Genomic DNA, 25,741 nt, shown 5'->3' on the forward strand with positions numbered 1-25,741 from the left:
GCTTTATTTTTCAGCGATCAAGCCACTCAGCAATTTCTTCATACGTCCCGCGATACACAATCTTCTCCGCTTTCTTCTCCAACTGATAGCCGTACATCGGGTCGTAATAGTCCTTCAGCAGCGGCGCAAGCCAGCTGAAGTGCGCGTCCGTGCTGCCAGATCGTTGCTGTTCCAGCAGCGCGGAATCTAACAGCGCGCTGAATTCGGCATACCGCTGCAGCCCCAGACGGCGGCGAATGGCGAACAGGCCGTGGTGCAGGTACTCACTGTATTCTTTCCAGCCTGCTTCCTCGCCGTAGGCGGCAGAAAAATCCGCCCACATATGATCGAAATACTCTTCGCGCAGGCGCTCAAGACGGACGTCAAACGGGTCTTCGACAACAACGATAGGGGATTCAACCATGCGGTCGCGCAGGCACTCCGGCAGGTGGTTGGAGCCAATCATCCGGCCTTCATCTTCCAGCACCCAGCGCGCGGCGTCTTTTTTCAGCAACTCGACGGCAAGGTGATTTTCAAAGCTGGCCTGAGAAAGCTGCGGCGTGAGCGTGCGGCCAAAGGACGAGCCGCGATGGTGCGCCAGCCCTTCCAGATCGATGCCCTGTGCGTGCTGCTTCACCAGCAGGGTCTTACCGTTTCCGGTGCAGCCGCCAATAAGCACCATCGGCTTTTGCGACTGCTCAATAGTCACCTGAATCGCCGTCTGGCGCAGGGCTTTATAGCCGCCGCGGATCAGCGGGTAGTCGATACCTGCTTCTTTCAGCCACGCCTGCGAGATATGTGAACGCTGGCCGCCCCGCGCGCAGCAGAGAAAGCCCTCAGGATGGGCAAGGCTGGCTTCCCGCCAGGCGCTGATGCGAGCCTCACGCGTGTCGCCGCTCACCAGGCGATGGCCGAGCGCCAGCGCGGCGTCCGGTCCCTGACGTTTATAACAGGTGCCGACGGCGGCGCGCTCGTCATCATTCATTAATGGCAGGTTGACTGCCGCTGGCATCGCGCCCTGGGCAAATTCGATCGGCGCGCGAACGTCGATTAAAGGGGTATCGGACGCGAGGATCGCGCGATAGTCCGTTCCATCGTTCATGGTTATTCCAGAAGAAAGCTAAGCAGCAATGGGCGGGAATTGTACGCCGGGGAAAGAGGAGGTCAACTCCCCGGCGGAGGGAGAACTATTTTAGCTTTGACTGTGCCCAGACAATACCGCTCGCGTATTCCGGCGGCAGGAGCGGGATCATGGCTTCCAGCGTGGCGCTCAGACGGCCCGTGTCGCTGTCGCTCAGGTTCAGGTGGCCAACCTTACGACCCGGGCGAACCTCTTTGTCATACCAGTGCAGATGCACCAGCGGCAGCTTCAGCCAGTCGTAGTTCAGATCGGTGCCGATCAGGTTGATCATCACCGACGGGCTGTTGACCACCGGCTGCGGCAGCGGCAGGTCGGTGATGGCGCGCAGGTGCAGTTCGAACTGGCTGATGGACGCGCCGTTTTGTGTCCAGTGGCCGCTGTTGTGCACACGCGGTGCCAGCTCGTTGATCAGCAGACCGGACGGGGTGATAAAGCACTCCATCGCCATCACGCCCACGTACCCGAGCTCGTGCATGATGGCAGAGAGCATCTCTTCCGCCTGCGTCTGCTGGTCAGCATTAGCGTGCGGGAAGGCGACGCTGGTGCGCAGAATGCCGTCCTGGTGCAGGTTATGCGTCAGCGGATAAAAGACGGTATGCCCGTCGTGTCCGCGCGCGCCAACCAGCGACACTTCACCGCTGAAGTTGATGCCCTGCTCAACGATACACTCGCCGTAGCAATCATCCGGCAGCTCGGCGGTGTCGTCTGCGCGCAGGCGCCACTGACCGCGGCCATCGTAACCGCCCACGCGGCGCTTCACGATTGCCAGCTCTCCCAGCATCGCGAAAACATCATTCCACTCGTTTTTATCAGACAGGAGCTGCCACGGCGCGGTCGGCAGACCGAGCTTGTCGAAAAGCTGCTTTTGCGTCAGACGGTCGGCAATGATCGGGAATACGTCGCGGTTAACGAAGGCGTTATGACGCGCCAGCTCGCGGGTCAGCGCAGTTTCCGGCCAGCGTTCGATCTCGGCGGTGATCACGCTCTGGTGGAACGGTACCGCCTCCGGCTCGGCATCCAGCCCGACGGGCCAGACGGCAATACCCAGCGGCTCACCGGCCTGACGCAGCATGCGGCCTAGCTGGCCGTTACCGAGAACGCAAACCTGCTTCATGCCGCACCCCGCGGGTCCGGATTGTCCAGCACTTCGTCGGTCTGGGCTTTACGCCACTCCGCCAGACGCTGATGCAATGCTTTATCGTGCGTCGCAAGAATTTGCGCCGCCAGCAGGGCAGCGTTCGCCGCACCCGCTTTGCCAATCGCCAGCGTGCCGACGGGAATGCCACGCGGCATCTGGACGATGGAGTAGAGGCTATCCACACCGCTTAACGCGGCGCTTTGTACCGGGACGCCCAGCACCGGCACCAGGGTTTTGGCGGCAATCATGCCCGGCAGATGTGCTGCGCCGCCCGCACCGGCAACGATCACCTCATAACCGTTCTCTTCGGCGCTTTCGGCGAAGCTGAACAGTTTGTCCGGTGTACGGTGCGCGGAGACCACTTCGACGTGGTGCGGAACATTCAGGATTTCAAAGATTTCGGCGGCGAACTGCATGGTAGCCCAGTCGCTTTTGGACCCCATCACGATGGCGACACGCGCCGGATTATTGCGGGAAGACATGCGTCTTAAAACTCCTGTGGTGCGAAACACACTGCTTTCGAGGGCACAGAGAATAGCATGTTATACGGGCAAGGAAAACGGTTGCGCGGTTAAATCTTGAGCCGTTGTTGCCATCAATTCATAACAAAACAGACCGCGTTCTGGCGGTCTGTTTTCGTCAATCGACAATCATTATTTAGTCAGTTCAGCGGTCATATACACGCGGTTGTTGAACTGTGCGCTGGTGATTTTGTAGGACGCACCTTGTTCAGCGGCCTGCGCAGCAATTTTTGCCTCTGCGCGGTCAAGGGTTGAACCGGTTGCGCTGACGCTCTGCGCGAAAGCACCGAAAGAAGCCAGGGAGAGAGCGGCAACTGCAACGAAAGTTTTGATGGATTTCATGGTCGTATTCCTAAAGTAATTTATCTGGGATAGGGCGTGTTGCCCTGATGTGATAGATAATAGGCCGACCGCGGGCTGATTAAAATCGAAACAATTTGCCGATATTATTCAAAAAAATAGAATGAATTGTGAGGGCTTAAAAAGGAAAAGCGATCAGCTCCACGCCCTCTGGCGTGACTTTGACCATGGATCCTTCTGAGTGCCATGCACCCAACACCACGCGATGGGCCGGTTCGCCGTTGGCGATAAGGGAATGCACGTCAGGACGATGGGTATGACCGTGGATCAACCACCGAACGCCATGCTTTTCCATCACGCTCACCACGGCCTGCGGGTTCACGTCCATGATGGTCATAGATTTGCTGCTGTTGGCGGCTTTACTGCCTGCGCGCATTCTGGCGGCGATACGGTTGCGGATAAACAGCGGCAGGGCAAGGAACACCTTTTGGATCCACGGGGTGTGGACTTTGGCGCGAAACGCCAGGTAGCCGGTATCGTCGGTGCAGAGCGTGTCGCCGTGCATGATCAGCACCTTGCGGCCGTAGAGATCGAGCACCTGTTCTTCCGGCAGCAGGGTCATGCCGCTTTCGCGGGCGTAGCGCTTGCCGATCAGGAAATCACGGTTGCCGTGAATGAAGTAGCAGGGGACGCCGGAATCCACCAGCGCTTTAATGGCCGAAGCCATTTCACGATGCAGCGGGTTAGGATCGTCGTCGCCAATCCAGGCTTCAAAGAGGTCGCCCAGGATGTACAGCGCATCGGCGCTTTTCGCTTCACCGCGTAAAAAACGCAGAAAACCGGCGGTTATCGCCGGTTCTTCTGTTTGCAGATGCAGATCCGCAATAAAGAGTGTCGCCACCAATTACTCGCTGACGGTCACGCTTGTAATCACAACGTCTTCTTTAGGAACGTCCTGGTGCATACCGCTGCGGCCAGTAGAGACGGCTTTGATCTTGTCAACCACGTCCATGCCTTCAACCACTTCTGCGAATACGCAGTAGCCCCAACCCTGCAGGCTTTCGCCGGAGAAGTTCAGGAAGTCGTTGTCTGCTACGTTAATGAAGAACTGCGCGGTTGCAGAGTGTGGAGCCTGAGTACGCGCCATTGCCAGCGTACCGCGGGTGTTTTTCAGGCCGTTGTTCGCTTCGTTTTTGATCGGTTCTTTAGTGGCTTTCTGGTTCATGCCAGGTTCGAAACCGCCGCCCTGGATCATAAAACCGTTGATCACGCGGTGGAAAATGGTGTTGTTGTAGAAACCTTCGCGGCAGTAGTCCAGGAAGTTTTTAACTGTTTCAGGCGCTTTGTCATCAAAGGTTTTGATTACGATATCGCCATGATTAGTGTGGAAAGTAACCATTTTTGCATCCTGTTCCGTTATTGTGGTACGTCGACCCGCCTTCGGGTCATCTATAGGGGCTTGTTATAGCATAACCACAGGATGCGATCACCTTGCATTGTGTGCTGCTTCGGGTTTGAATTACGGGTAGAATAGCCGGTTTTCAACCACACACGTGTTTACATGGAATCTTCGATGTTAAAAATCTTTAATACAATGACGCGCCAGAAAGAGGAATTTAAACCTATCCATGCCGGGGAAGTCGGCATGTACGTGTGTGGTATTACGGTTTACGATCTCTGTCACATTGGCCATGGCCGTACCTTTGTCGCCTTCGACGTGGTGTCACGCTACCTGCGTTTTCTGGGGTACAACCTGAAATACGTGCGCAACATCACCGACATCGACGATAAGATCATCAAGCGCGCGAATGAAAATGGCGAAAGCTTTGTCGCGCTGGTGGATCGCATGATCGCTGAGATGCACAAAGATTTTGACGCCCTGAATATTCAGCGCCCGGACAGCGAGCCGCGCGCGACCCACCATATTCACGAAATCATCGAGATCACCGAAAAGCTGATCGCCCGCGGTCATGCGTATGTTGCCGACAACGGCGACGTGATGTTCTCCGTGCCGACGGACCCAACCTACGGTGCGCTTTCCCGTCAGGATCTGGACCAGCTCCAGGCCGGTGCCCGCGTTGACGTGGTTGACGTGAAGCGTAACCCGATGGACTTCGTGCTGTGGAAAATGTCCAAAGAGGGTGAACCAAGCTGGCCATCCCCGTGGGGCGAAGGCCGTCCGGGCTGGCACATTGAATGTTCTGCGATGAACTGCAAGCAGCTGGGTAAACACTTCGACATTCACGGCGGCGGCTCGGACCTGATGTTCCCGCACCACGAAAACGAAATCGCGCAGTCCACCTGCGCCCACGGCGGCGAGTACGTGAACTACTGGATGCACTCCGGAATGGTGATGGTTGACCGTGAGAAGATGTCCAAATCGCTGGGCAACTTCTTCACCGTGCGCGACGTGCTGAAGTATTACGACGCGGAAACCGTGCGCTACTTCCTGATGTCCGGCCACTATCGCAGCCAGCTGAACTACAGCGAAGAGAATCTGAAGCAGGCGCGCTCGGCGCTGGAGCGTCTGTATACCGCGCTGCGCGGTACCGACAGGTCTGTTCCGGCGGCAGGCGGCGAAGCGTTCGAAGCGCGCTTCGTTGAGGTGATGAACGACGACTTCAACACCCCGGAAGCCTACTCCGTGCTGTTCGACATGGCGCGCGAAGTGAACCGCCTGAAGTCAGAAGATATGGCCGCGGCGAATGCGCTGGCGTCTCATCTGCGTAAGCTCTCCTCCGTGCTCGGCCTGCTGGAGCAGGAGCCGGACGCGTTCCTGCAGAGCGGTGCGCAGGCGGACGACGGTGAAGTGGCGGAAATTGAAGCGTTGATCAAAGCGCGTCTGGAAGCGCGTCAGGCGAAAGACTGGGCGGCGGCCGATGCGGCGCGTAACCGTCTGACCGAGATGGGTATTATTCTGGAGGACGGCCCGCAGGGGACCACCTGGCGCCGTAAGTAAGTCTGGTGCGCGCTGATGCCCTCACCCCAGCCCTCTCCCACAGGGAGAGGGTGCAAACACTAAAAACGGCAACTTGAGTTGCCGTTTTGCTTTTACCTCCGCTTCCACCACAGCAACCCTATCAGCACGACCCCCGGCAGCCACACCCACAGCAGTTCTGAAATAATCACCTGATGCCCGTACGGCGTGGTATAGCGCGACAGCGCAAAGGGTGCGACCTTAATCACTTGCCACGGCGCAAAGAAGCGTTCATCTGACCACGGCCACAGCCAGCCGACGCCTTTCCCGCCCGTGGTGATCGAATCCAGCAGGCTGTGCGACAGCAGTGACACCGTTAAAAACAGCCAGCACCGCGTCAGGCTGGCCCGGAACCATCGTCGTCCAGTCAGCACGCAGAGTATGGGCACCACGAAGGCAAACAGCAGGGAGTGGGTAAAGCCGCGATGGCCGAAAACGTTGCCGTACGCGACGCCGAACTTGAACGCCAGCACGTCGGCATCCGGCAGCATGGCGAGGACAATCCCGGCAAACAGCAGGCGAGGAGGAATCACTTTGGTTCCCAGGCCTAAGCCCAGACAAAGCGGAACAGCAGCGTGCGTAATAACGGTAGGCATTGACATTATCCATGGCAAATCATGGAAATATAGCAGTAAACCCGCGCCAGCAGACCCGCGTCAAATTCTTATTTTACGCCGACTCGCGCGCGATAAGCTGCCCGGAAAGCGTAATGCGCTGGGTTTGCAGCGTCGGCTCCTTCAGCGTGCGAATAATCAGCCCGGCCGCCTGACGCCCCGTCTCTTCGCTGGCGGACGAAACGTAGGTAAATGACGGCGAGGTGAGGTTAACGTGGAGCATATCTTCGAAACCGACCAGCGCGACCTGCTGCGTCAGAAACACATCTTTACCCACCGTACGCCCGACCTGATGAATACCGGAGATGGAGCCGATCATGGCATCCGGCGAGTGGCAGAGCAGGGCGGTGATGGTGTTGTTTTTTTCCAGCAGCTGGCGGGTGGCGAAACCCGCTGCCAGCGTGTCATCGCTGCAGGCCGGAGAGTACTCATCGCGCCAGACCAGCCCGTTTTGCGCCATCGCGCTGCGAAAACCGAGCAGGCGCTGTTCGCGGATAAGGCAGCCTTCACGTCCGCCAATATAGGCGATATTGCGATGGCCGCGCTCGATAAGATAACGCACCGCCAGACTGGCCGCCTGCCGGTTATCGCGCATCACCAGATTGCATTTTTCATCCAGCAGCGACTGAGAGACCACCACCAGCGGTAGCGGGCAGTGGCGAATCTTTTCCGGGAGGGTGGCGGTGCGGGTATCCGAGGCCAGATAGATTACCCCGGCGACGCCCTGCTGCTTAAACGACAGCAGGCAGCGCTCAAGATGGTCATGGTCGTTCTGGGGCTGGCCGAGAAAAACCATATACCCCTGTTTTTCAAGATCCTGGACGATGCTCGCCATCACCTTGATGGAGAAACTGTCGCTAAAGTCACGGAGGATCAGGCCAATCAGATTGGAGGTATTGGCGCGGAGGTTGGCAGCGGCGACGTTATGAACATAGCCCAGCGTATTGATGGCAGCGTTGACCTTCTCGATCGTTGCCTCTGAGATTTTCCCTTTCTGGCGCAGCACCAGCGAGACGGTTGAAACCGACACGCCCGCGTGCTTTGCGACATCAATGATGCTGACTTTCTTCAAAACCGCTCCCTGAAATTTGCCGATTATCAGCCAGATAAAACACGTCTCCCAGCGTACAGGAGACGTGTCGTTCAGGCATCTTATTATTTGCCGATCATGGTGGACATGGTCTGGGCGATAAACTGTGCTCTGGCACCGAAAATCACCTGGATACCGTTGTCGCCGACGAAGACCACGCCGCGCGCGCCGAGTCCGTTCAGACCGTCTTTATCCACCACCTCGCTTTTTGTCACTTCCAGGCGAAGACGAGTGATACAGGCGCCGACGGAGTCGATGTTATGCGCGCCGCCCAGCAGGGTGATGATCTCGGTCGCGAGTTCAGAATCTGATTTCTCATTCGCGTTGGCCGTTACTTCGGTGCGGCCCGGCGTTTTCACGTCGAAACGACGGATCACAAAGCGGAACGTGAAATAATAAATCAGGCCCATTGGAATGCCGATGATAATGGCGCTCAGGAAGTGGGTCTGGTAACCGTTAAACGACGGCAGGATCCCGAATGACAGATAGTCGATAAAGCCCGCAGAGAACGACTTGGCGATATGCGCATGCAGCAGGTACATGGTCATGTAGGCCAGGCCCGCCATGATGGCGTTAAAGACGTACAGAATCGGTGCCACGAAGATAAAGGTAAACTCAACCGGTTCGGTGATCCCCGTCAGGAAGCAGGTGAGCGCCGCGGAGAACAGAATACCGGCCGCGATTTTTTTATTCTTCGTATGGGCTTCGTGATACATCGCCAGGCACGCCGCGGGCAGCGCGAACAGCATCAGCGGGAATTCACCCTGCATGAACTTGCCGGCGTTCTGGTAGGTGTCGCTGCTGAAGGATTTCACCCCTTCTTCCAGCATCTTGAACCAGATGGTCTGGTCGCCGTGGATCACCTGGCCTGCCTGGGTGGTGTAATCCCCAAACGAATACCAGAACGACGGATACCAGATATGGTGCAGACCGAGCGGGATCAGCGCGCGTTCCACCAGACCGAAGATAAAGGTCGAGGCCGCCTGATTATCGCCGTTAACGACCACGGAGAGGGCGTCGATACCGGCCTGGATATGCTGCCAGACGTACGGCAGCAGCAGCCCCATCAGGAACGAGAGGAACGCTGTTGCAATCGCCACGAAGCGCTTGCCGGAGAAGAAGCCCAGGAACTCCGGCAGCTGCATGGTATGGAAGCGGTTGTAGCACCAGGCCGCGAGAATACCGCAGATCAGGCCGCCGAAGACGCCCATCTGCAGCGTCGGAATGCCCACTACCATGGCGTATTTCCCGCCCTGGGAGGCCATTTCCGGGGTGATGCTCAGCACGGTGCTGATGGTGATATTGGTGACAAACACCGAAACGGCCGCAGACAGCGCCGCGATGCCGGATTCTGACGCCAGACCCACGGCGGAGCCAATGGCAAACAGCATCGGCAGGTTATCAAAGATAACCCCGCCTGCGTTCATCATCAGCGGCAGATGGAACTTATCGCCGAAGGCCAGCAGCAGGCCCGCAGCGGGAAGCAGTGAAATTGGCAGCATTAAGGCGCGACCAATCATCGATAACTTAGACAGCGATTTAACAAACCCTGATATCAGACTCATGCTGATTTCCCCCGAGTAGCGCTTTTTTTGGCGCTGTTATTGTAAGTAGAACGTTTTAGTAGAACGTTCTACTTATCGTGGGCAAAGAGTGAAAAACGCGCAACTGAATTTTCACTTTTCAACAAACGAAATAATGATTATTTGAAGTGGATCGATAAATAACCGTGATGGGTATGAGGGGATAGTCAGAAAAATTGCCGGGTGGCGGCTTCGCCTTACCCGGCCTGGAAACGGCGTTCGGACTGTTCTCTCTCCCCTTTGGGGAGAGGGTTAGGTGAGGGGGCTCAGGCCGTAACGGTTACGCTCTGTCCTTCGAAGCTTACGGTCTGGCCCGCGACAATCTTGCAGCGCTTGCGCGTTTCTACCACGCCGTCGACTTTTACCAGCCCGTCGGCGATAACGATTTTTGCCTGCGCGCCGCTTTCGCTCCAGCCTTCCAGCTTGAGCAGATCGCACAGCTCAACGTGCGGGTGTTTACCTAATGAAAAAGTCGCCATCTTACGCGTCCTCTACGTCGTGATATTCTTCGCACGCCTGCAGGGTATTCTGAATCAGCGTTGCTACGGTCATCGGGCCTACGCCGCCCGGTACTGGGGTAATGTAAGACGCGCGTGCGGCGGCATCTTCATACACCACGTCGCCGACCACTTTGCCGTTTTCCAGACGGTTAATTCCGACGTCCACGACAATCGCCCCCTCTTTAATCCATTCACCCGGAATAAAGCCCGGCTTACCGACAGCGACGATCAGCAGATCGGCGTTTTCAACGTGGTGGCGCAGGTTTTTGGTGAAGCGATGGGTAACTGTGGTGGTGCAGCCGGCCAGCAGCAGCTCCATGCTCATCGGGCGGCCCACGATGTTGGACGCCCCGATGACCACGGCGTTCAGGCCGTAGGTGTCGATGTTATAACGCTCCAGCAGCGTCACGATACCGCGCGGCGTGCAAGGACGCAGACGCGGCGCACGCTGGCACAGGCGGCCAACGTTGTATGGATGGAAACCGTCCACGTCTTTATCCGGTGCGATACGCTCCAGCACCTTCACGTTGTCGATACCGGCAGGTAGCGGCAGCTGAACCAGAATACCGTCGATCTCTTTATCGGCATTCAGAGTGTCAATAAGTTCCAGCAGTTCTGCTTCGCTGGTGGTTTCCGGCAAATCGTAAGAGCGGGAGACGAAGCCGACCTCTTCACACGCTTTGCGTTTGCTGCCCACATAAATCTGCGATGCAGGGTTGCTGCCAACCAGCACAACGGCCAGCCCGGGGGCGCGTTTTCCGGCAGCTTTACGCGCCTTCACTTTTTCCGCGACCTCAGAGCGCACCTGCTGCGCAATCGTTTTACCGTCAATAATCTTTGCTGCCATCAGAGAGAAGATTCCGTCTGTAACGTTTGAAAGGGGGGATGGCGTGTATTTTGTCAGAAGCGAGCGTCGCTGTCAGTCACCCTTTACGAGTTTTCATCAGTGATACGCAAAAACCCTTCTTAAGGGATGGTCAATTTCTTAGGCAGTATTAGGATGTGACCTGGCGAAATGGCAGCGTTTTGACATATTTAAAAAACGCATCCTGAGCTACTTTGTCTCCTCCGAAATAAGCTTTCAATTCATTAATTGAACGTATTTCTTATTCCCGATTATTCGCGGGAAGGGTTATTTACATTTTAAAGGAATAGACATGAAACTCAGCAACATTGCTTCTACTGTTATTGCTACTTTTGCCCTGGTTGCAGGTGCCGCAAATGCAGCAGATCCTGCTACGCCGGTTTCCGTTAATGGCGGTACCGTACATTTTAAAGGTGAGCTGGTTAATGCGGCTTGTTCAGTAAATACTGATTCTTCCGAGCAGACCGTTAATCTGGGTCAGTATCGTACCGCGAAATTCACCAAAGTGGGCGACACCACCTCTAATATTCCATTCAACATTGAACTGAATGATTGCGATCCGCTGGTTGCCAAAACTGCAGCTGTTGCGTTCACCGGTCAGATCGACCCAACCGACAAAACCCTGCTGGCAGTAACCTCCGGTAACAACGACAGCACCGCGAAAGGCGTCGGTATCGAAATCCTCGACAGCAAATCCAGTGTTCTGACCCCAGACGGCGCGACCTTCTCTGCTGCGCAGACGCTGATCGAAGGGACCAACACCCTGAAGTTCACCGCCCGTTACAAATCAACGGCTGCCACCACTGAGCCAGGCCAGGCGAACGCTGACGCCACCTTCGTAATGAAATACGAGTAATTCCTCCGCACAGGGATGTTCAGGCCTCAGGGAAGAGGCCCGTCATACGCTAATGCCAGGAACGAAGGATGACAAGGACTGGAACACTACTGCTGTTAACCCTTGCGATGGCTTGCCCGGCATCGGCGCATACCGTGGTGATCGAAGGCGGCAAGGTTCATCTCCGGGGTGAACTGGTGAACGGCGGCTGCGCCGTGGCGCCCGACAGCCAGAATATGCGCATCGACATGGGGCAGTACCGAACCAATTCATTTTCCGGTGTGGGCAGTTTTTCCACGGTGAATGTGCCTTTCACCGTGCGGCTGCTGGACTGCAGCGTTGATGTTTCGCGCACCGTGGGGATCCAGTTTCAGGGCGCCACACCCGCAGAGGATCCGCAGGTCTTTCTGGCGACATCGAGGCCGGGTGAAACACCCGTCAGCAGCGGCGTTGGGCTGGCACTCTTTGACGAACAGCAACGTCAGATTATTCCAAACGCCACGGCCGTCAGCTGGCTGCCTGTCGATACCCGCGAGCTCGCGTTCCATTTTAGCGCCCGCTATCGGGCTATTTCCGAACATCTCGAGCCAGGCAAAATTCAGTCGGATGTCTGGTTTACGTTGATTTATCCATAACACCTGCGAACACATTATTAAAGGTACGGTTGTGATGAATACCCTAATTAAACCAGGACTTTTTTTATCGTTTATTTTGATGATGGTTTCTACCTGCGCAAATGCTTCCGGCGGTATTGCGCTGGGAGCCACGCGCGTTATTTATCCCGCAGAGGCAAAACAAACGTCGCTGGCGATCACCAATAGCAACAAACAGGAACGCTATTTAATTAACGCGTGGATCGAAAATGCGAGCGGGCAAAAAGAAAAAACGTTTGCCGTCACTCCGCCCCTGTTTGTTAGCGAGCCGAACAGTGAAAACACGTTACGTATTATTTACGCCGGCCCGGCACTGCCTGCCGATCGCGAATCGCTCTTTTACATGAATGTGAAGGCGATCCCGTCGGTGAACAAAGCGAAAACGGAAAACAATAACGTGCTGCAGCTGGCGATCCTCTCACGCATCAAGCTGTTTGTGCGCCCGAACAACCTGGCGATGCAGCCGGAAGAGGCGCTTTCCCAGCTGCGGTTTGAGCGCGCGGGCAACCACCTCAAAGTCAGCAACGCTTCCCCGTATTACATCACCCTCGTCAATCTGAAGCTGGGCGGGCAGCAGCTGGAAAACCTGATGGTTGCGCCGAAAAGCTCTGCTCAGCAGGTGCTGCCAGCCGGTGCCAGCGGCACGCTTTCCTGGCAGAGCGTGAATGACTACGGTGCCATTACTCCGGCGCGTAGCGTCAACCTGTGAGCAGAGTCAGGGCGATGAAAAACCACCAGAGACGTTACTGCCCGGTTGCGCTGGCGCTGATGGCTGCGCTCTGGCCGCAGGCTGGCTGGAGCGAAAGTTATTTCAACCCGGCCTTCTTGTCCGACGACACCGCCAGCGTGGCGGATTTGTCGCGTTTTGAACAAGGACACCAGCAGGCACCCGGCGTTTATCGCGTGGATATCTGGCGTAACGATGAGTTTATCGGTACCCAGGACGTGCGTTTTGAGCAGGCCGAGAATACGCCGCCGGTAGCGGGCGGTTTGTCAGCGTGCATTACGCGCGCGATGCTCGATCGCTTTGGCGTTAACGTCGCGGCGTTTCCCGAGCTGGCTAAGGTGCAGGGCGAGACCTGCGTTCCTCTGACCACGGCTATCCCCGGCAGCGAAACGGCATTTAACTTTGCCTCACAGCGTTTGGACGTCAGCCTGCCGCAGGTGGCGTTGCAAAACAGCGCCCGGGGCTACATTCCGCCTGAACAGTGGGATGAAGGCATTCCCGCCGCGCTGGTGAACTACAGTTTCACCGGTAACCGGGGAAGCGAGGACGACAGCTATTACCTCAACCTGCAGAGCGGGCTGAACTATGGCGCCTGGCGTTTACGTAACAACGGCGCATGGCGGTACACGCAGAATAACGGGCAGCGTCATAGCGAGTGGCAGAATATTGGCACCTGGGCGCAGCGCACCGTTATCCCGCTTAAAAGCGAACTGGTGCTGGGCGACAGCAATACCGGGAATGACGTCTTCGACAGCATGGGGTTCCGCGGCGGGCGGCTCTTCTCGTCTGACAGCATGTACCCGGACAGCCTGCAGGGCTACGCGCCGACCGTGCGCGGGATCGCCCGTACGCCCGCCAAAGTGGTGGTTCGCCAGAATGGCTACGTTATCTATCAAAGCTACGTCCAGCCGGGCGCATTTGCGATTACCGATCTTAACCCGACCTCCTCAAGCGGTGACCTGGAGGTCACGGTCGAAGAGAAAGACGGCACCCAGCAGCGCTATACCGTGCCGTACTCCACCGTGCCGCTTCTGCAGCGTGAAGGGCGCTGGAAATACGATCTCGTTGCGGGGGATTACCGCAGCGGTAACAGCGATCAGGATACGCCGTTCTTCACCCAGGGAACCCTGATTACCGGTCTAGCCAACGGTTACACGCTTTACGGCGGGACGCAGCTGGCGTCACGCTATACCGCGGTGGCCGTCGGGGCCGGGAAAAACCTGGGCGACTGGGGCGCTGTTTCGCTCGATATCACCCACGCCCGCAGCCAGCTCGCGGACGACAGCAAGCATGAAGGGCAGTCTCTGCGCTTCCTCTATGCGAAATCCCTTAACGGCTTCGGCACCAACTTCCAGCTGCTGGGCTACCGCTACTCCACAAAAGGCTTTTACACCCTCGACGACGTCGCCTGGCGCTCAATGGAGGGTTATCAGTATGCCGATAGCCAGAACGATAACGATGTGCCTGACGTGCAGAGTTATCACAACCTGACGTGGAATAAAAAAGGCCGCTTCCAGCTCAACGTGTCTCAGTCGCTGGGGGACTACGGCTCGGTCTATATCTCCGGCAGCGAGCAGACCTACTGGGGAACCGACGAGTCGAACCTCTGGTACCAGCTGGGCTATGCGGGAGGCGTGAAGGGGATCAACTACTCCGTCTCCTGGTCGTGGAACAAATCCGTTGGGATAGACGGCACCGATCGGATCGCGTCGTTTAACGTCTCCGTGCCGTTTAGCCTCTTTACCCGTCAGGGCTATCGCCGGGACAGCGCGATTGACCGCGCCTACGCTACGGCATCCGCCAGTCGAAACAGCGATGGCGACACAAGCTGGCAAACCGGCGTCAGCGGAACGCTGCTGGAGGACCGCAACCTGAACTACAGCGTGACCCAGGGACACGCCAGCACCAACGGCTCAAGCGGAAGCGCCAGCGCCAACTGGCAGGCGACCTACGGCACGCTGGGCGTGGGCTACAACTATTCCCGCGACCAGCACGATCTCAACTGGCAGCTCTCCGGCGGGGTGGTCGGCCACGCCGACGGCGTGACCTTCAGCCAGCCGCTGGGCGACACCAACGTGCTGATCAAAGCGCCGGGGGCATCAGGCGTCAGTATTGAAAACCAGACCGGTGTGAAAACCGACTGGCGAGGATACGCGGTGATGCCGTATGCCACCGTCTATCGCTACAACCGCGTGGCGCTGGATACCAACACCATGAGCAACAACACCGACATTGAAAACAACGTGAGCAGCGTGGTGCCGACTAAAGGCGCGCTGGTGCGCGCCAGCTTTGATACCCGCATCGGCGTACGCGCTCTGCTGACGGTGATGCGCGGTAACCAGCCCGTGCCGTTCGGCGCGGTGGTCCGTGAAACCCGAAGCGGTGTCACCAGCATGGTGGGGGATGATGGACAAATTTACCTGAGTGGGCTGCCGCTGGAAGGCGAACTGCTGATCCAGTGGGGCGACGGGGCGCAGTCCCAGTGTCGCGCACACTATCGCTTGTCGCCTGAAAGCCAGAACCAGGCCATTACCATGGCAGGGGCAAGCTGTGATCGTTAACGAGGTTCCAAAGATGCGCATTTTACGCAACGTAATGAGCTTTGCGCTGCTGTGCAGCGCGATGCCCGCATGGGCAACGGTTTGCCAGAACTCCACTGGCGTGGCGAAGGATATTTCCTACGATCTCTCAAACGTTTTTAACAGCTCCAATAACAAACCGGGGCAAATTGTGACCCTTGCGCAAAAGTCCGGGCTGGTCGGCGTAAATGCTATCTGCCCCAAAGGAACGAGCGGGAAGTCCACGATGCGTAGTTACGTCACCAGTCTGCCGATAACGACGGTGATTGATAGCTATAAGTATGTGAAGCTGAATGACTACCTTGATGGCGCAATGCAGATCCACGATGACTTCGCGGGTACGTTCTACCCGCCAGCCAACTATATCCAGATGGGGCAGCATCCTAACGTTCCGAATAACAAGGCGTTTCCGGTTACCGACTCGAAGCTGGTCTTCCGCCTGAGAGTCACGCGGCGGTTTATCAATATGGTGGTGATCCCGCAGCAAACCATGTTTCGGGTGTATGTGACGACCACAACATCTGACCCACTGAATACGCCGGTGTATACCATCAGCTATAGCGGTACCATTCAGGTACCGCAAAGCTGCGCGATAAATGCCGGGCAGGTGGTGGAGTTCGATTTTGGCGATATCGGTGCATCGTTGTTCAGCCAGGCGGGTGCCGGTAATCGTCCCCAGAAAGTCTCACCGCAAAGTAAAACCATTGCCATTAAGTGTACGAACGTAGAGGCCAACGCTTATCTGACGATGCGCATCGAGGCGGAAAAAGTCTCTGGCAATGCGCTGATTTCCGATAACCCGGATCTTGGATTTGTGGTTGCGAACGATAGCGGCGCCCCTCTGACGCCTAACAACCTGAACAGCAAAATACCGTTCCGCCTGGACGACAGCGCGCAGGCGCAGGTAGCAATTCGGGTATGGCCGGTGAGCATTACCGGGAATAAACCCGCAGAAGGCCGCTTCACCTCTCGCGGCTATCTTCGCGTGGATTACGATTAAGGGGGAATGATGCTGAACTGGAAATGGCATTGCGCTGCGGTAGCCCTGGCGATGTTTCAGGCAAACGCGTGGTCAGCCACTGCACTGGGCGAAATCAATATTCAGATGTCCGGCAACATTGTCGATTTTACCTGCGTAGCCGAGGGGAGCGACAGCGACAAGAGCGTTACGCTGGGCACCTGGCCCACGAAACAGCTCAGCACTACCGGGAGCCGCACGCAGCCCATGCCGTTTACGCTGAAGCTGACCGGCTGCCCGCCGGGCGCGGCTTCCATTACGTTTTCGGGCAAAGCCGACGGGAGCAATAACGGTTTGCTGGCGCTAAACGACGCCAGTACAGCGAGTCATGTCGCGGTAGAGATCAGGGATGCGGATAAAACGCGTCTGGCTCTCCAGCAGGCCAGCCAGCCGGTTTCGGTTGATGCGCAGGGGAATGCGACATTGTCGTTTTATGCCAATTATATTGCCACTGCAGATAACCCTCAGCCCGGACGAGCCGATGCGGATGCCACCTTTATGATTAACTATAATTAGCACTGACCGCACTCCCTGCAGCTCAGATAAGCTGCAGGGAGTGAATTCAGGTTAAAGCAGTTCGTGCGCTTTGGCGTAATCAATTAATTCCACGATGCTTTGCACACCCAGCTTGGAATAAATATTGGATTTATGCGCGCTAATGGTTTTGTTGCTTAATAGTAGCTGTTCAGCAATTTCCTTATTGGATAATCCATTCGCCAGATACCGTAATACCGTGACCTCGCGGTTCGATAATGGCATATCGACAGCCATCCCTTTCCCTGACCCCAAATGGTTTATAAAGTTCAGCGTTTCCGACGGGAAAAAGGAATAGCCCATCAGAATCATTTCTACGGCGTTGTAGATCTCACCCAAATCTTTACGTTTACTGACGAAGCCATTTGCCCCGGCGCGAATAGCGCGACCCGCATAAAATAACTCTGATTTAGATGAGAGAAACAGAACCTTAATCTCTTTGTTTAAGTTTCTGATTCTCTTGAGTAAAGCGAAAGCATCCGTGCCCGTGAGTTCAATGTCAAGGATCACCAGATCGATAGGGTGATTACGGATACAGTCAAGAACTTCATGGCTATCGCCAGACTTGAGCTTGACTGTGATATTCTTATTTTTCTGTAGCAGGACTTCTATCGACATTCTGACGATAGGATGTTCGTCCATAATGATAACGGATGCCGGTTTCATTTTTAATGCCTCAGATTGTTAAAAGCGTTATGCAGAGTTTGTAAAACTCTCGAAATGCCGGAAGGATATAATGTGCAGATCCCTATACCGTAGTATTTCCCTGGAAAGAGCGAAAGCATCCTTGTTTACGTAATGAAAAGAACTATGCCTCAGCGCGGTCATCTCATTAGGCTGGTGTTGGCAAAAAGATTTTTCTTATTCAAATTTGGTACGCATCTTATTATACAGGGTAAGTTTTTTCCGAAAACCCTGTAAATTAATATCCGCGTATGGGTTTGTATTATCTTCTGGATCTGAATCGCTATTTTTTTAAATTTAGCGGAAATATCCTGTTATCTCATTTACCGCATATTTTCATCTTTATGTAATAACAAAAAATAACAGATATCTCTTTATGTTGATCAATTGTTAACAAAAACACGCATCATTCAGCGGGGCTAACCCACGCTGATGAGGACAACAATTGCCCTCGCAGGCCGTCAGACCTTCATCTGAAAGCGTGCAGGTTGACCCGAAGGCCCGCATCTCATGCACAGGAGAACATGCTATCCGCTTCGCTTTTTCCTCCTGAGCGTTCCCGCTAACCTGCTTGTTTTTACATCATTATCATCTTGTTAACGCTGCCTGCATTCACTTAACGGATGGAGGAAAGTTCTGCCGTTCGTTCAATTTGTGGCATTTCACAAGGTTCGCGGCCATAAATTAGGAATAGTTATAATTTCGACTTTATTGTTAAAAATTAACATTTTTGAAACACGAATGGTAAGTAAATTCCTAAAGCGCTTTAGGAAATAAGGGGTTAGGACGTGAGTGTAAACGTGCAGTCTGAGAGGTTATTAAGAAGATGAAGCAATTCCTGCCGATGACTCAGCCCCAGTTTCACCAGGATGCAGCTGAGACGATAGATAATGCGGCTATAGGGACGATTCTGCATAAGGGCAATCTGACGTAACGTCTTGCCCCGGGAAAGTTCCTGCAGGATTGGCCATTCGTTGCGGGAGAACCAGTCTTTGTCGGAGCCCTGCGGGGGGCGGGTATCCAGCAGGCTGTGCTGGAGTGCCGCGGCGTTCAGCTGGCGTTCGAGCACATGAAAAGGACCAGCCGCTTTGCAGAAGAGGCGGGTGTCGTAATTATCGGCCCGGACTAACAGCCAGGGCGTAAGGAAAGGCGGAAACAGGCTGTGCCGTCTCAACTGATCCAGTTTCTCCAGCAGCCCCGTGGACCGGCTTTCAATATCAACGACCAGACGGGCGGAGGGCCACTGCGTCTGCGCGACAAGGGCGTCATCAAGCGTAGCGTAGTCGCAGCAGCTGCTCAGCGGGAACTGCCCGTTGAGAAAGCCGGTACGCAGATAGTGATCCTCCGTCACCAGAAGGATAAACGGGGCGTCTGTTTTGCGGGGCTGGCTGATGGACTGGCTCAAGAATTCGAGCCGGTCGAAAAAGGGGGGAGCAAAAGGTGAGCGCGTAAATCCCAGTGCATCACTTCCTGTACGCCGCCGCCGGTAACGGCGCACTGTCATTCGCATGGCCTCCCTCCTGGAAATGGCGTTTTAATCCTCCGGCCATGTCCAGGACGGCCAGTAATACCCCTGGCCGAAGTCTGCGCCTGCCTGCAGTGCCAAGGTACGATCGCGTTCAGTCTCAATACCTTCGATAAGCACTTTCCCGGCAAGCTGAAAGCAAAGGGAAACCAGTTGCCTCAGCGCAGGGGTGTCGCGTAAACGCCAGAATGCTTCCTTATCTATTTTGATGCCACTTAAAGGGAGTCGGCAGGATAAAAACGACTGTACTAAGACGTCATCGATGTCATCCAGCCAGATTGCGTGCCCCTGTCTGCTCAGCTGCTGCAGATTTTGAACCACATGCTGCTTGCGCGCGACAGACAGCGCCAAAAAAGCCGCAAGGTCGACAAATTCTATATTGAGCGGCACGCAGGGGAGTCTGATAAGACGCTGAAAGGACGCAGGCTCTGTCAGGACGGTTATCGGCAGATTAATAAAAAGTTTATGACCGTGCGGCGTATTTTTTAACGCAGCAAGCTGCGCTTCAAGCAGCGTTATCGACCAGTCAGCGGAGCGATCGCAAAAAAAGTCCTCACTGTGCCGCGTGTCGGCCAGGACGCTAAGGACCTCGACGCCAACCTGGCGCAAGGAGGTAAGGGCGACGATGGGCTCGAGCTTAATGCCGACGATGTCCTGAGATATGTACTGTAAGCGGGGGGGCGTATCGATCAGGTTTTGCGCTGTCACTCCATTGTCCTGTTGTCTGTCAGCCTCCAGGCGGCCGGGATACCTGACTCTAGTGTGACGAGCTGACTTACAGGAAAACAGCAGGCGTTACTTAAATGCAACTAAGGCTTTTCGCAGCGCTAAATTTTACGGTAAAACGGGGATAAATGTTGAGAAAATAGCCGTATTTACAATCGGCTAGGGGGAATTGGCCCTGAAAACGGAAAAGGCATTGACTCACCTGCCATTGACCGTATAATTCTTCGCGTTTCACCACCGCGAAGTTCACGCTTCTCAGTGCGCCCTTAGCTCAGTTGGATAGAGCAACGGCCTTCTAAGCCGTAGGTCGTAGGTTCGAATCCTACAGGGCGTGCCATTTCATTTCATAGCGTTACGCCTCTTTCACATCCTCCTGATTTCCGTTGTGGGACATATTTGGGACATCGCCCTTAAAATTTACCGGTCATGAAGGACATTTATGTGGTATCTACTCGCAACTTCGCTTGCCGCACTCTCCCTTAATAAAAGCCTGGCTTACCTGATGCTGGGATTAACGGCATTTCTCGGCTGGAAACAGAGTATTCTTGACGCCCCGGCGCTACTGATTATTGCATCAATCGTTGTTGGCTGGTCTGTTGTTGAATGGCTACGTAATAAAAAAAATAAATACATATATCTGGTCGAAATCCTGTGCGTGGTCATCGCCGTTGCCCTGGTTTTGCATGTGATCCCGTGTTTTCATAATCCCAGGGTGCTGGATGGTGTCGTCGTTGGTCCGCAAAGCATACCGTTCAGTATGTACTTTAATATGGACAAAGCAGTGGTGCCGTTCTTTTTAATTACGTGCATGCCAACGTTATTCGTAGCAAAACCCCTATATAAAGCTGGCAAGGTCGGCTGGGCGATATTGGTTCTTTCGGTACCCGCGCTGTTACTTCTGGCCGTTGCGTTGGGCGGGCTTAGAATTGAGCCGCATGCGCCAGAATGGTTCGCTCAATTTGCCCTTGCGAATATTTTCTTCGTCTCTTTGGCTGAGGAAGCCTTGTTCAGAGGCTACCTGCAGCAGCGCTTGTCCCGGATCGTTCATCCTGCTGTCGCGCTGTTGATTGCCTCAGTCATCTTTGGGCTGATGCATTATAGCGGCGGTTCACTGCTGATTATTTTTGCCAGCCTCTCCGGCATTATTTACGGCCTGGCATGGATGTGGAGCGGCAGGCTCTGGGTTGCAACGTTATTCCATTTTGGGCTGAACTGCGTGCATTTATTGTTCTTCACCTATCCTATGTATGCCCCTCATGCGGTTATGTGATGCTTTTTAAAATAGTAGCCTTATAAATCTAGCTACCTCCGGATAAGCATAAAAAGCCCCGCAATATCGGGGCTTTTATATCTGCCGGAAGCATGAATAACAGATTTACCTTCGTGCCATAATAAATAGAAGGCTAATTAATTTCCTTGTAGACAGGCTTAAGGTTTTCTTAATCTAAAAATTATCTCGCATTAAAATTTGGATTTTTATCATTCTAAAATCTGCTAAAAAGAAATTTTACACTTTTACGACTAAACTGGATTGATACTAATTATCATTAGCGTTGTTGTATGCTTTAATCCTGTCCCACAAAGCTATGAGTTGTTAATCCCGTTGGTCTATAAAGGATATCTTCATGAATTCTCGCCTGCTGTCCTGCTTCTCGCTTGCCTTGTTGTCTTCATCCCTTTTCCTTTCCACACAATCAGTTGCCGCCGATAACAACGAAGGTATCGTTGTTTATAACGCGCAGCACGAAAACCTGGTGAAGTCGTGGGTCGACGGTTTTACTAAAGAAACCGGCATTAAAGTCACTCTGCGTAACGGCGATGACAGCGAACTGGGTAACCAGCTGGTTCAGGAAGGCAGCGCGTCACCGGCAGACGTATTCCTGACGGAAAACTCGCCGTCAATGGTGCTGGTGGATAATGCCAACCTGTTTGCGCCGCTGGATGCAGACACCCTGAAGCAGGTACCGGCAGAGTATCGTCCGGCGCACGGCCGCTGGATCGGCATTGCCGCCCGCAGCACCGTATTCGTCTATAACCCGGCGAAGCTGAGCGAACAGCAGCTGCCTAAATCTCTGATGGATCTGGCAAAACCCGAGTGGAAAGGCCGCTGGGCGGCATCACCGTCAGGCGCGGATTTCCAGGCCATCGTGAGCGCGATGCTGGCTCTGAAAGGCGAAAAGGCCACCCTGGAATGGCTCAAGGCGATGAAAGCCAATTTCGTTGCCTATAAAGGCAACAGCACCGTGATGAAGGCAGTCAATGCCGGCCAGATTGATGGCGGCGTGATTTATCACTACTACCGCTTTGTCGATCAGTCCAAAACCGGTGAAAACAGCAAAAACACCCAGCTCTACTACTTCAAACACCAGGATCCGGGCGCGTTCGTAAGCCTCTCCGGCGGTGGCGTGCTGGCGTCCAGCAAACACAAAGCGCAGGCGCAGGCCTTTATTAAATACATTACCGGTAAAGAAGGTCAGGAAAGTCTGCGTACCAACAATGCCTTTGAGTATGCAGTGGGCGTGAACGCGGCCTCCAACCCGAAACTGGTCCCGCTGAAAGATCTTGATGCGCCGAAAGTTGAACCTTCATCGCTCAACGGTAAAAAAGTTATCGAGCTGATGACGCAAGCCGGTCTGCTGTGATCCTGAGAGTGAAGTGAACGCCTTATGTCTGGTCTGAGTCTCGACATCGGAAAAAACAGAGTGCAGGAGCCTGCCCGCAGGCGTCCTGCACTCCCGATGGTTGCGTTAGCTGTATTGTTTTCATTAATGGCGCTTCTGCCTTTGGGTTTTATCATTGCCATTGGCATTGAGACCGGCTGGGAAACCATTAAGGCGCTGGTGTTTCGCCCGCGTGTTGCCGAGCTGCTCAGCAACACGCTGTGGCTGACGGCTTTAGCGGTTCCGCTGTGCATCGTGACGGGCGTGGCGATAGCCTGGCTCACAGAGCGCACGCAGCTTGCCGGACGAGGGATCTGGTCTGCACTGGCGGTCGCCCCGCTGGCGATCCCCGCGTTTGTGCAAAGCTATGCATGGGTGAGCGTTGTCCCGTCCATGCACGGGCTCTCCGCGGGGGTATTCCTCTCGGTTCTTGCCTACTATCCGTTTATCTATATGCCGGTTGCGGCGGTGCTGCGTCGCCTTGACCCGACGCTCGAAGATGTCGCCGCTTCGCTCGGCACCCCGCCGTGGCGGGTCTTTTTCCGCGTGGTGCTGCCCCAGCTCAAGCTGGCTATCTGCGGCGGCGCGCTGCTGGTGGCGCTGCACCTGCTGGCGGAATATGGCCTGTACGTGATGATCCGCTTTGATACCTTCACCACGGCAATCTATGACCAGTTTCAGTCTACCTTCAGCGGCCCGGCAGCGAACATGCTGGCGGGCGTGCTGGCGTTATGCTGCCTGGCTATCTTAGTGCTGGAAGGCGTGACGCGCGGAAAAGCACGCTACGCGCGCATTGGCGCCGGGGCCGCGCGGGAACAGAAACGCTGGCCGCTGAAGCCTGCGGCCGCCGCGCTGGGGCAACTGTTTTTCATCGTGCTGATCGTGCTGGCGCTGGGCGTGCCGTTAATTGTCCTGTGTCGCTGGATTTGGCTCGGCGGTGTTGAAAACTGGATGAGCGCCGATCTCTGGCACTCCCTGCGCCAGACGCTGATGCTCGGCGTGGGCGGCGCGCTCCTGACGACGGCGTGCGTGATCCCCATCGCGTGGCTCGGTATCCGCTATCCGCACCGTATCTTCCGGATGCTGGAAGGGTGCATCTATATCACCAGTTCACTGCCGGGCATTGTCACGGCGCTGGCGCTGGTCACCGTCACCATTCATTACGCCCGCCCTATTTACCAGACGGAAATAACCCTGTTCCTGGCCTACCTGCTGATGTTTATGCCCCGCGCGCTCATCAACCTGCGGGCGGGGATTGCGCAGGCGCCGGTCGAACTGGAAAACGTGGCGCGCAGCCTTGGCAGCACGCCCGCAAAGGCGCTCTGGAGCGTCACGATGCGCCTGGCCGCGCCGGGAGCGGCGGCGGGTGCCGCGCTGGTTTTCCTCGGCGTCAGCAACGAGTTAACCGCCACGCTGTTGCTCTCTCCCCTGGGCACGCGCACGCTTTCCACCGGATTCTGGGCGCTGACCAGTGAAATTGACTACGTGGCCGCCGCGCCTTACGCGATGCTGATGATCCTGATTTCACTCCCGCTGACCGCCATTCTCTATATGCAGTCGAAAAAAATTGCAGGGCTATGACATGCTTGAATTAACCGCCATTTCTAAATCGTTTGCTGATGTTCAGGTGCTCGACAGCTTAAACCTGAGCGTTGCGCCGGGGAGCAGGACGGCGATTGTCGGGCCGTCCGGGTCAGGGAAAACCACGCTGCTGCGTATTCTTGCCGGGTTTGAGACGCCCGACACCGGACGTATTGTCATGCAGGGAAGAACGCTGTTTGATGAAAACCGTTTTGTCCCAGCCCATCTGCGCGGGATCGGTTTTGTGCCTCAGGAGGGTGCGCTGTTCCCGCACCTCAATGTGGCAGATAACATTGCCTGGGGGCTGGACGGGACCCGCCACGAGAAGCGCCAGCGCGTTGAGGCGCTGATGGAGATGGTCTCGCTGGACAGGCAGCTCGCAACACACTGGCCCCACGAAATTTCCGGCGGACAGCAGCAGCGCGTGGCGCTTGCCCGTGCGCTGGCCCAGCGTCCTTCACTGATGCTGCTGGATGAACCGTTCTCGGCTCTCGATACCGGCCTGCGCGCGATGACGCGTAAGGCAACGGCCGATCTGCTGGCCGAAGCGGGCGTTGCCTCGATTCTGGTCACCCACGATCAGAACGAAGCGTTGTCCTTTGCCACACAGGTTGCCGTCATGCGTTCCGGACGCTTCACGCAGGTCGGTATGCCTTATGACGTTTACACCCGTCCGGTTGACGAAGAGACGGCGCTGTTTCTTGGCGATGCGCTGATCCTGCCTGCGCAGCTCACCGCGGGCTACGCCCTTTGCGCCCTGGGTGAGGTGCCCACGGACAACGCGCAGGCGACAGGGCAGGGCAGAGTGATGCTGCGCCCGGAACAGCTGAGCGTGACGGCATGTGCCCCACATGAAAGCCCAATCTCAATTCTTGATGTGGACTTTACCGGCCACCTGTCGACGCTCACCCTCGGGCTCGCCGGGCAGCACGAGCCCGTGACCCTGAAGACCGTCAGCCAGCCAGGATGGAACCCGGGCACGGCGGTACGCATTGATATTGCTGGCGTAGCGCGTGTATTCGAATATTCTTAATATTCGTTAGTAATTTCATGCAACGGGTTGTTATAAAACAATTTTCCTGACCGTATGGCATTTCCTGAGATTCTCTACCATGCTCATAAAACCTCACCACACTGCGTGAGGTTTTTCGTAGTTGCTGATTAATCTCAAGGAAAAAGGTTATGAAAAAGACGACTGCTATTTTGTTGGGAACGGCGTTACTGTTTACAACCAATGCTTTTGCTGCTCAGCTGCTGACTAAAAGTGAGTTCAAAAAAGTTGCATCTCAATATAAAAAAATCGGTACGGTAAACACCTCGAATGAAGTATCGGTTGATGATGCGAAAAAAGAACTGATTGAGAAAGCCGATAAGAAAGGCGCGGATGTCCTGGTGCTCACTTCAGGGAACACCAATAATAAAATTCACGGTACGGCCAATATCTACAAGAAAAAATAACGTCACTGCAGCCACCCCCGAAACGGGGTGGTTGTTCCTCACCCTGTCTCCCC

The 25,741-nt window shown here is 55.3% G+C and carries 26 protein-coding genes and 1 tRNA gene; 13 read left to right on the forward strand and 14 right to left on the reverse strand.

All coding sequences use genetic code 11. The features are described 5' to 3' along the window. Window positions 1–10: 10 nt before the first annotated feature. The 6 genes from mnmH to ppiB form a co-directional block, all read right to left on the reverse strand. The gene (mnmH, locus tag V1587_RS07735; protein WP_371898790.1) at window positions 11–1,081 is read right to left on the reverse strand and encodes a tRNA 2-selenouridine(34) synthase MnmH; all 1,071 of its coding nucleotides are present in this window, start codon (window positions 1,079–1,081) and stop codon (window positions 11–13) included. An 85-nt stretch (window positions 1,082–1,166) separates the two neighbouring features. Further along, the gene (gene purK / locus V1587_RS07740) at window positions 1,167–2,234 is read right to left on the reverse strand and encodes a 5-(carboxyamino)imidazole ribonucleotide synthase (protein ID WP_371898791.1); all 1,068 of its coding nucleotides are present in this window, start codon (window positions 2,232–2,234) and stop codon (window positions 1,167–1,169) included. Continuing rightward, window positions 2,231–2,740 carry a 5-(carboxyamino)imidazole ribonucleotide mutase gene (purE, locus tag V1587_RS07745; protein WP_023310631.1) on the reverse strand — a complete coding sequence of 170 codons (510 nt, stop codon included), beginning with the start codon at window positions 2,738–2,740 and terminating at the stop codon, window positions 2,231–2,233. The genes purK and purE overlap by 4 nt, the downstream gene beginning before the upstream one ends. A gap of 171 nt (window positions 2,741–2,911) precedes the next feature. Then, window positions 2,912–3,121 (reverse strand): YdgH/BhsA/McbA-like domain containing protein, encoded by a 210-nt coding sequence (locus tag V1587_RS07750; RefSeq protein ID WP_371898793.1) that lies wholly within the window; start codon window positions 3,119–3,121, stop codon window positions 2,912–2,914. A gap of 136 nt (window positions 3,122–3,257) precedes the next feature. After that, on the reverse strand, window positions 3,258–3,980 hold the full coding sequence (gene lpxH / locus V1587_RS07755; protein WP_371898794.1) for a UDP-2,3-diacylglucosamine diphosphatase: 723 nt from the start codon (window positions 3,978–3,980) through the stop codon (window positions 3,258–3,260). Window positions 3,981–3,983: 3 nt separating this feature from the next. Then, window positions 3,984–4,478: a peptidylprolyl isomerase B gene (gene ppiB, locus V1587_RS07760; protein ID WP_008499327.1), complete on the reverse strand. Its 495-nt coding sequence runs from the start codon at window positions 4,476–4,478 to the stop codon at window positions 3,984–3,986. A 174-nt stretch (window positions 4,479–4,652) separates the two neighbouring features. Between ppiB and cysS the strand changes: the two genes are divergently transcribed. After that, a complete protein-coding gene (gene cysS / locus V1587_RS07765; protein WP_371898795.1) occupies window positions 4,653–6,038 on the forward strand; it encodes a cysteine--tRNA ligase in 1,386 nt (461 codons plus the stop codon). A gap of 92 nt (window positions 6,039–6,130) precedes the next feature. Here cysS and V1587_RS07770 read toward each other — a convergent pair whose 3' ends face one another. From V1587_RS07770 to folD, 5 genes are all read right to left on the reverse strand, one after another. Continuing rightward, window positions 6,131–6,652 carry a metal-dependent hydrolase gene (locus V1587_RS07770; RefSeq protein WP_371898796.1) on the reverse strand — a complete coding sequence of 174 codons (522 nt, stop codon included), beginning with the start codon at window positions 6,650–6,652 and terminating at the stop codon, window positions 6,131–6,133. 73 nt (window positions 6,653–6,725) lie between these two features. Then, window positions 6,726–7,742 (reverse strand): Mal regulon transcriptional regulator MalI, encoded by a 1,017-nt coding sequence (gene malI, locus V1587_RS07775; RefSeq protein WP_045909727.1) that lies wholly within the window; start codon window positions 7,740–7,742, stop codon window positions 6,726–6,728. 83 nt (window positions 7,743–7,825) lie between these two features. After that, window positions 7,826–9,325: a PTS transporter subunit EIIC gene (locus V1587_RS07780; RefSeq protein ID WP_371898797.1), complete on the reverse strand. Its 1,500-nt coding sequence runs from the start codon at window positions 9,323–9,325 to the stop codon at window positions 7,826–7,828. 284 nt (window positions 9,326–9,609) lie between these two features. Then, window positions 9,610–9,822, reverse strand: coding sequence for a ribosome-associated protein YbcJ (gene ybcJ / locus V1587_RS07785; protein WP_023334767.1), 213 nt, complete (start codon window positions 9,820–9,822; stop codon window positions 9,610–9,612). A 1-nt stretch (window position 9,823) separates the two neighbouring features. Further along, window positions 9,824–10,690, reverse strand: coding sequence for a bifunctional methylenetetrahydrofolate dehydrogenase/methenyltetrahydrofolate cyclohydrolase FolD (folD, locus tag V1587_RS07790; RefSeq protein ID WP_008499332.1), 867 nt, complete (start codon window positions 10,688–10,690; stop codon window positions 9,824–9,826). A 310-nt stretch (window positions 10,691–11,000) separates the two neighbouring features. On the opposite strand from folD, the gene fimA reads away from it, so the two are divergent. The 6 genes from fimA to sfmF all read left to right on the forward strand — a co-directional run bounded on the left by fimA (window position 11,001) and on the right by sfmF (window position 17,036). Beyond that, entirely contained in the window at window positions 11,001–11,564 is a 564-nt protein-coding gene (gene fimA / locus V1587_RS07795) for a type 1 fimbrial major subunit FimA (RefSeq protein WP_371898798.1), read from the forward strand. Between the two features lie 68 nt (window positions 11,565–11,632). Beyond that, window positions 11,633–12,178 (forward strand): type 1 fimbrial protein subunit FimI, encoded by a 546-nt coding sequence (gene fimI, locus V1587_RS07800; protein WP_371898799.1) that lies wholly within the window; start codon window positions 11,633–11,635, stop codon window positions 12,176–12,178. A gap of 34 nt (window positions 12,179–12,212) precedes the next feature. Next, on the forward strand, window positions 12,213–12,905 hold the full coding sequence (gene fimC, locus V1587_RS07805; RefSeq protein ID WP_371898800.1) for a type 1 fimbria chaperone FimC: 693 nt from the start codon (window positions 12,213–12,215) through the stop codon (window positions 12,903–12,905). 14 nt (window positions 12,906–12,919) lie between these two features. Continuing rightward, entirely contained in the window at window positions 12,920–15,484 is a 2,565-nt protein-coding gene (locus tag V1587_RS07810) for a fimbrial biogenesis usher protein (protein WP_371898801.1), read from the forward strand. 13 nt (window positions 15,485–15,497) lie between these two features. Continuing rightward, complete coding sequence (gene fimH / locus V1587_RS07815) at window positions 15,498–16,502, forward strand: type 1 fimbria D-mannose specific adhesin FimH (RefSeq protein WP_371898802.1); 1,005 nt, start codon at window positions 15,498–15,500, stop codon at window positions 16,500–16,502. A 9-nt stretch (window positions 16,503–16,511) separates the two neighbouring features. After that, the gene (sfmF, locus tag V1587_RS07820; RefSeq protein ID WP_371898848.1) at window positions 16,512–17,036 is read left to right on the forward strand and encodes a fimbria assembly protein; all 525 of its coding nucleotides are present in this window, start codon (window positions 16,512–16,514) and stop codon (window positions 17,034–17,036) included. A gap of 51 nt (window positions 17,037–17,087) precedes the next feature. On the opposite strand, the gene fimZ is transcribed toward sfmF, so the two are convergent. The 3 genes from fimZ to V1587_RS07835 all read right to left on the reverse strand — a co-directional run bounded on the left by fimZ (window position 17,088) and on the right by V1587_RS07835 (window position 19,971). After that, the gene (gene fimZ, locus V1587_RS07825) at window positions 17,088–17,720 is read right to left on the reverse strand and encodes a fimbria biosynthesis transcriptional regulator FimZ (RefSeq protein WP_371898803.1); all 633 of its coding nucleotides are present in this window, start codon (window positions 17,718–17,720) and stop codon (window positions 17,088–17,090) included. 799 nt (window positions 17,721–18,519) lie between these two features. Next, a complete protein-coding gene (locus V1587_RS07830; RefSeq protein WP_048225963.1) occupies window positions 18,520–19,248 on the reverse strand; it encodes a response regulator transcription factor in 729 nt (242 codons plus the stop codon). 24 nt (window positions 19,249–19,272) lie between these two features. Next, window positions 19,273–19,971, reverse strand: a complete 699-nt coding sequence (locus V1587_RS07835; RefSeq protein ID WP_371898804.1) for an EAL domain-containing protein — start codon at window positions 19,969–19,971, stop codon at window positions 19,273–19,275. A 278-nt stretch (window positions 19,972–20,249) separates the two neighbouring features. Between V1587_RS07835 and V1587_RS07840 the strand changes: the two genes are divergently transcribed. From V1587_RS07840 to yahO, 6 genes are all read left to right on the forward strand, one after another. Continuing rightward, a tRNA-Arg gene (locus V1587_RS07840) sits at window positions 20,250–20,326 on the forward strand. Between the two features lie 102 nt (window positions 20,327–20,428). Next, window positions 20,429–21,259: a lysostaphin resistance A-like protein gene (locus V1587_RS07845; RefSeq protein WP_371898805.1), complete on the forward strand. Its 831-nt coding sequence runs from the start codon at window positions 20,429–20,431 to the stop codon at window positions 21,257–21,259. 355 nt (window positions 21,260–21,614) lie between these two features. Beyond that, the gene (locus tag V1587_RS07850) at window positions 21,615–22,631 is read left to right on the forward strand and encodes an iron ABC transporter substrate-binding protein (protein WP_371898806.1); all 1,017 of its coding nucleotides are present in this window, start codon (window positions 21,615–21,617) and stop codon (window positions 22,629–22,631) included. A gap of 24 nt (window positions 22,632–22,655) precedes the next feature. Continuing rightward, window positions 22,656–24,230: an ABC transporter permease gene (locus V1587_RS07855; protein ID WP_371898807.1), complete on the forward strand. Its 1,575-nt coding sequence runs from the start codon at window positions 22,656–22,658 to the stop codon at window positions 24,228–24,230. Window position 24,231: 1 nt separating this feature from the next. Further along, window positions 24,232–25,263 carry an ABC transporter ATP-binding protein gene (locus V1587_RS07860; protein WP_371898808.1) on the forward strand — a complete coding sequence of 344 codons (1,032 nt, stop codon included), beginning with the start codon at window positions 24,232–24,234 and terminating at the stop codon, window positions 25,261–25,263. 149 nt (window positions 25,264–25,412) lie between these two features. Next, window positions 25,413–25,688, forward strand: coding sequence for a DUF1471 family periplasmic protein YahO (yahO, locus tag V1587_RS07865; protein ID WP_023310654.1), 276 nt, complete (start codon window positions 25,413–25,415; stop codon window positions 25,686–25,688). The last annotated feature ends 53 nt before the right edge of the window (window positions 25,689–25,741 follow it).

Source organism: Enterobacter sp. ECC-249 (assembly GCF_043965265.1).
GTDB classification, from domain to species: Bacteria; Pseudomonadota; Gammaproteobacteria; order Enterobacterales; family Enterobacteriaceae; genus Enterobacter; species Enterobacter quasiroggenkampii.